The following is a 6,236-nucleotide window of genomic DNA, read 5'->3' on the forward strand; positions in this document are numbered from 1 at the left end:
CTCCTCGTCCCGTCCCGTCAGGCATGTCCGAGGATCTGCCGCAGCGCGTCCGTCAGCAACTGTTCGGCGTTCTCGGCCGCTTCGGCGTGTCGGAAGGCGACGAACCCGTCCGGGCGTACGAGGAGCACGCCCGCGTCGGACACCTCGCTGAGGCCGGCCCAGTCGCCGTACGGGTCCTCGTACTCCTGGCCGGGGCCGACGACGACCGTGGCGATGTCGAGGGGCTGGGCCTTCGCCGCACGCACCCAGGCGTCGCCGCCGATGCCCGTGAGGAGGGTGAAGCGGCCCCGGCCCACGGTGTCGAGGGTGGACAGGGTGCGGGTGCCGGAGGTGAGCCAGGCGTGCGGGATCCTGGCGCCGGGGCGGGTGGAGGGCTGGTGGTACAGCTCGGGGTCGCGGGCGAAGCCGGGGTCGGGGGTGCCGTCGGGGACGATCGCGGCGGACTCGTAGCGCTGGTTGAGGTCGACTCCGTGGGCGTTGAACTCGTACACCTTGGCGGCGATCGCCTCGCGCAGCCGGGCGCGCTGCTTCGCGGCGGCCTCGGTGGCGTCCTTGCGGGCGGCGATGTTGGCCCACAGCTCCTCGGGGGTCTGCGGGGAGAGCCCGTCGAGCGCCTCGAAGATCGGGGCGGTCTCGGCGATGGACTTGTTGGCGCGGGTGACGATCTGCTTGCCGACGGGGGCGCGTTCGGCGGTGTAGGTGTCGAGCAGCGCGGGGGTGGCGACCCCGTCGAGGACCAGTTTCAGCTTCCAGGCCAGGTTGTAGGCGTCCTGGATGGAGGTGTTCGAGCCGAGCCCGTTGGACGGCGGGTGCCGGTGGACGGCGTCACCGGCGCAGAGGACGCGCCCGTTGGCGTAGGTCTCGGCGTACATCTCGTTGACCGTCCAGGCCGAGGACGACTTGATGGTGACGGGGATGTCGTCGTCACCGACGAGCCTGCGCACGACTCCCTCGGCGTACTCGGTGGTGAGGTCGGGGGCGCCGGCGGTCACGTCGTAGCCCCAGACGATCATCCACTCGTTCCAGGGGCGGACGTTGCGGACGAGGCCCGCGCCGATGCCACCGACGGTGGCCCCGGGGGCGAGGACCCAGTAGAGGGTCGAGGGGCGATGGGCCGTGTACGCGCTGAGGTCGGCGTCGAAGACGATGTTGATGCTGCCCGCGACGCCCATCTGACCGCCCATGGGCAGTCCGGCGTCCTCGGCGACCTTGGACCGGCCGCCGTCGGCACCGATCAGATAGCGGGCGCGGATCTCGTACGTGTCGCCGCGCAGCCGGTCGCGAACGGTGGCCGTCACACCGGACGCGTCCTGAGTATGCGTCAGATACTCGGTCTGGAACCGGAGTCGGGTGCCACGCGCGACGGCCGCGTCGACGAGGACCGGCTCCATCAGATGCTGCGGCATGTCGCACATCCGAGTAGGGCTGGCCAGGTCGTGCGCGGCCTGGACCAGCGGGTCGTTGCCCCAGGAGCGGACCCGGCCCAGTTCCTCGCCGGCCAGACTGGTGCAGAAGGTCGTGTTGCCCATGAGGTGCTGGGGCGTGGCCTTGGCGACCACGTCCTCCTCGACGCCGAGGTCGCGCAGGACCTCCATCGTGCGCTGGTTGGTGATGTGCGCGCGGGGTGTGTCGGCGAGGCTCGCGTACCGGGTGACGACGATGTTGGGCACGCCGTAGGTGCTCAGCGCGAGCGCGGCCGACGCCCCGGCCGGGCCGCTGCCCACGATCAGTACGTCGGTGTCGACAACGGTGTGCACGGGAGACGCTCCAGATTCCGGACGGACGGCCATCCGTGATCGTGGAGCGGAACGGCGGTTTCCGGGTGTCTCAATACGAGACACTCCACACTCTTCAGCACCTCTCCGACGGTCTCCGGACCCGGCCCGATACCGTGAGTGGTGCCATGACCACAGCCGAAGAAACAGCCCAGGGCTCCCCCGCCCTCCTCCTGCTCAGTCAGGCACGTCAGCGGTTCCTGACCGGGCGTCCGCTGCCCGACGACGTCCCCGACGAGACCGTCGCCGCCTGGCGGCGCGCCCGCTTCCTCGGCGTACGGCACGATGTGCGCGAGCCCGCCTCCGTCGACGGTCTGGTGGTCGGTTCGGTGTTGCTGGCGGCGGCCGGGCCGGTCCTCGAACGGCTCGCCCCGGCGCTCGGCACCGGCCGGTCGGCGCTGCTGCTGACCGACGAGCGGCTGCGGGTGCTGTGGTCGGCGGGCGGTGCGCCCGGCGGGGAGTTGCACCGCGATCTGGCCGAGCGGGAGGTCGGGCACAACAGCGCGGCGCTCGCCCTGCGCACCCGGCGGCGCGCCGAGGTGCACGGCCCCGAGCACTTCCTCGACGTGTGGCAGAACGTGTCGGCGGTCAGCGTGCCGGTGTTCGCCCCGGAGTCCGGCCGCCCCCTCGGCACGATCACGGTCGCTTCCGGTCTGTGCGCCGACGCCGGTCCGCATCCCGGGGCCGCCCTGGCTGAGGCGGCAGCGGCGGCGGTCGAGGCGGAGCTGCTGGCCCGCTCCCGCTCGGCGGAACGGACACTCCTCGACGCCTACACCCGCGCGACAGGCGGACCGGCGGGCGTTCAGGAGCGGGCGGTGGTGGCCCTGGACGGGCGTAACCGGCTGGTCAGCGAGGCGGCGGTGCGGCTGGTGTCGCCGCAGGTGCTGGAGTCGCTGGAGCGGGGCGCGCGGGCGCTGCTGCGGTCGGCGGCGCCTGTCGAGTCGTACGACATCGCACTGCCCGAAGGGGCGGGCTGCACCGCCGAGTTCCGTCCGGTGCGGGAGCAGGGCGGTGGCCGGGTGCTCGGGATCGTCGCCGTGCTGGAGCCGGTCACCGAGGGTGCGGTGGTACGGGCGTTGCCGCGTCCGGCGGCGGGGCGGCTGGCCGGGAGTTCGGTGCCGTGGCGCCACGCGGTGGGCCGGGCAAGGGAGTTGGCGCACGGCAGCGAACCGCTCCTGCTGACCGGGGAGCGCGGCTCCGGCAAGACCGCGCTGGCCCGCGAACTGCTCGGCGGCACCGAACCGTTGGTCCTCGATGCCGCCGAGGCGCCGGAACTGGGCCTGGGGGACGGCACGTTGACGGGCGACCGCCCACTGCTCCTCCGGCACGCCGAGCGGCTCGCCCAGTCGGACGTCGCCGCACTGAACGGCTTCCTCGACGAGCATCCGGACGTCCACCTGCTGGCGACGTACACACCGGGCACGCCCCCGGGCCCGTGCCTCCAACGGCTCCTGGACACCCTGGCCGCCCGCTCGGTCACCCTGCCCGCGCTGCGTGAACGCCCGGAGGACATCCGTGAGTTGCTCCCCGCCCTGGCCCCGAGACCGGTCGACGGCACACCGCCGCTCACCTGGACACTGGACGCGCTACGGGCGCTGGAGCGGCACCCGTGGCCCGGGAACCTGACCGAACTCGCCCACCTGGTACGGACGTTGGCGGAGACCCGGCGGGCGTCGGGACCCGTCCGGCGGGCCGAACTCCCGGACCCGGTAAGGGAAGGGCCCGCCGCGCGCCCGCTCAGCCCGATGGAGCACGCCGAGCGCACCGCGATCCTGGAGGCACTGCGCCGCAACGGCGGCAACAAGGCCCGTACGGCGACGGCCCTGGGCATCGCCCGCGCGACGCTCTACCGGAAGCTGCGGGAGTACCGGGCCTGAGGCGGCCCCACGGACCTGGAGCCCGCCGTTCGGATCAGGCCGCGGGATGCGCGAGGTGCCGGTGGCGTCAGTCGCTCCGAGGCGGGCGCACATCGCCCCGCTCACCGGTGCTCACGAAGTGCCGTCGCTTCCTTTCGGCCCGCTCCGCACGACAGACCCTGGGGCCGGTGGTGCCGTCGTCCCCCGGATCTCCAGGGTCGGGGCGGCCAGGTGGACGCTGACCGGGCCGGCGGGCAGGTCGAGCCGGTCGAGGAGGCAGCGGGCGGCGCGGCGGCCGACCTCGTGGCCGGCGTTGTCCACGGTGGTCAGCCAGACGTGGCGCAGCCGGGAGATGTTGGTGTTGTCGTAGCCGATGACCGACAGGTCGCGCGGGACGCTCAGCCCCAGTTCCTCGGCGGCGGAGAACGCGCCCACGGCAGTCATGTCGTTGACGGCGAAGACGGCGGTGGGCCGATTGGCAGGGTCCCCGAGCAGCCGGACGGTACTTCGGTAGCCGCCCTCCTCGGTCAGGTCGCCGGCCTCGACGAGCGCGCTGTCCGCCAGACCGTGCGCGCGCATGGTCGCCTCGAAGCTGCGCCGACGCAGCTCACCGACGGCGCCGTACCCGGCGATGTGGGCGATCCGGCGATGGCCCAGCCCGATCAGGTACTCGGTGGCGATCCGGGCGCCGTGTTCGTCGTCGTTGGCGACCACGTCCACGCCGGGCAGCACGGGCTCGCGGGCACCCGCGACGACGACCGGGATGCGCTCGGCGAGGGTGCCGAGGACCGCGGGGTCGGGCAGGGTGCCGACCACGATCAGGCCGTCGACGCCGAGGTCGCGGAAGGGGCCGGTGAGGTCCTGGCCGCTGCGCCGGTTGAGACGGGCGTCGGCGAGCAGCATGTGCAGGCCGTTGTCGTGGAGGAGGGAGTTGAGTCCGTCGAGCAGGTCGACGAACCAGGGGTTGCGCAGGTCGTTGAGGAGGACGCCGACGGTTCGGGTGCGCTGTTCGCTGAGGCTGCGCGCGGCGGCGTTCGGCCGGTAGCCCAGCTCCCGTACGGCGAGTTGGACGGCCGCGCGCTTCTCGGGACGCACCTGTTCGGAGCCGCGCAGCACCAGCGAGACCAGGGACTTCGACACACCGGCGCGTTCGGCGACGTCTCGGATGGTCGGCGGTCTCATGCCTTGGACCGTTCCACAGATCTCCATGTCCTGTCAAAGGGTTGACAGCAAAGGCCGAAGGCACCGAGGGTGAGTGGGAAATGTTCTGGACCGGTCCAAAGAGGGGCTGTCATGGCAAGTACGCTCGGTGTCGCCGTCGTGGGGTTCGGCTGGATGGGACGGGTGCACACCCAGGCGTACGTCCGCCTGGCGCACCACTTCCCGCAGCTGGGGCTGCGGCCCGAACTGGTCATGGTCGCCGAGGAGGTGCCGGGCCGGGCCGAGGAGGCCGCCGCGCAGTTCGGGTTCGCCTCGACGACCCGTGACTGGCGTGCCGTGGCCGCCGATCCGCGCGTGCAGGCGGTCAGCATCACCGCGCCCAACTTCCTGCACCGGGAGATCGGCGTCGCGATGGCCGAGGCGGGCAAGCACATCTGGATCGAGAAGCCGGTGGGCCTGTCGGGGGCCGACGCGGGCGCGGTCGCCGACGCGGTCGCCAAGGCCGGCGTCCAGGGCACGGTCGGCTTCAACTACCGCAACGCCCCTGCCGTGGAGCGGGCCAGGCAGCTCATCGCCTCCGGCGAGATCGGCACGGTCACGCATGTCCGCGTCCGCCTCTTCAGCGACTACGCGGCCCATCCGGACGGGGCGCTGACCTGGCGGTACGAGCGGGAGCGGGGCGGCAGCGGAGTCCTGGGCGACCTCGCCTCGCACGGCGCGGACCTGGCCCGTTTCCTGCTCGGCGACATCTCCGCGCTGATCGCCGACACGGCGGTGTTCGTGCCTGAGCGGGCCCGTCCGACGGGTGCGACGGCGGGGCATGCGCGGGCGTCGGGTGGTGAGTTGGGGCCCGTGGAGAACGAGGACTACGTGTCCTGCCTGCTGCGGTTCGCCTCGGGCGCGCGGGGGGTCCTTGAGGCTTGCCGGGTGTCGGTCGGGGAGCAGAACAACTACGGGTTCGAGGTGCACGGTACGAAGGGTGCGGTGTTCTGGGACTTCCGGCGAATGAACGAGCTGGGCGTGAGTACGGGGGCTTCGTATCAGGATCAGCCGGTGAGCACGGTGTTCGTCGGGCCGGGGGACGGGGAGTTCGGGGCGTTTCAGCCGGGGGCGGCGAATGCGATGGGGTACGACGATCTGAAGGTGATCGAGGCGTATCGGTTTGTGCGGTCCGTGGCTGAGGGGACGGCGTACGGGGCGACGTTGGCGGATGGGGTGCGGAGCGCTGCCGCTGTGGATGCGATGGGTCGGTCTGTGGAGTCGGGGGCGTGGGAGACGGTGTGACGCGGTGGGGGCAGCATCTTCTTCAACAACGCCTCCGCGCTGCGGAACGGGCCGTTCGACACACCACCCGTCGCCGTACCTGCGGAGCGTTCCCCCGAGCCCCCTTGGACCCCGTATGAGACTTCTTCTTCGCAGCCTCCGCCGCAGCCTTGGCGGCTTC

General features: G+C 72.4%; 4 protein-coding genes. 2 read left to right on the plus strand and 2 right to left on the minus strand.

The features are described from left to right. Positions 1–17 precede the first annotated feature (17 nt). On the minus strand, positions 18–1,757 hold the full coding sequence (locus ACWCRB_RS01435) for an FAD-dependent oxidoreductase (protein WP_450994047.1): 1,740 nt from the start codon (positions 1,755–1,757) through the stop codon (positions 18–20). A 146-nt stretch (positions 1,758–1,903) separates the two neighbouring features. Between ACWCRB_RS01435 and ACWCRB_RS01440 the strand changes: the two genes are divergently transcribed. Beyond that, positions 1,904–3,652: a helix-turn-helix domain-containing protein gene (locus ACWCRB_RS01440; protein ID WP_450994048.1), complete on the plus strand. Its 1,749-nt coding sequence runs from the start codon at positions 1,904–1,906 to the stop codon at positions 3,650–3,652. Positions 3,653–3,763: 111 nt separating this feature from the next. Here ACWCRB_RS01440 and ACWCRB_RS01445 read toward each other — a convergent pair whose 3' ends face one another. Beyond that, positions 3,764–4,813 (minus strand): LacI family DNA-binding transcriptional regulator, encoded by a 1,050-nt coding sequence (locus tag ACWCRB_RS01445; protein WP_450994049.1) that lies wholly within the window; start codon positions 4,811–4,813, stop codon positions 3,764–3,766. A gap of 111 nt (positions 4,814–4,924) precedes the next feature. Between ACWCRB_RS01445 and ACWCRB_RS01450 the strand changes: the two genes are divergently transcribed. After that, the gene (locus ACWCRB_RS01450) at positions 4,925–6,076 is read left to right on the plus strand and encodes a Gfo/Idh/MocA family protein (RefSeq protein ID WP_450994050.1); all 1,152 of its coding nucleotides are present in this window, start codon (positions 4,925–4,927) and stop codon (positions 6,074–6,076) included. Positions 6,077–6,236 lie beyond the last annotated feature (160 nt).

This window comes from Streptomyces sp. NPDC002156 (assembly GCF_053593675.1).

What these genes read in the sequence shown, in the direction of transcription:
- ACWCRB_RS01440 (WP_450994048.1), top strand. Translation starts at nt 1,904, where the DNA reads ATGACCACAGCCGAAGAAACAGCCCAGGGCTCCCCCGCCCTCCTCCTG.
- ACWCRB_RS01445 (WP_450994049.1), bottom strand. Translation starts at nt 4,813, where the DNA reads ATGAGACCGCCGACCATCCGAGACGTCGCCGAACGCGCCGGTGTGTCG.
- ACWCRB_RS01450 (WP_450994050.1), top strand. Translation starts at nt 4,925, where the DNA reads ATGGCAAGTACGCTCGGTGTCGCCGTCGTGGGGTTCGGCTGGATGGGA.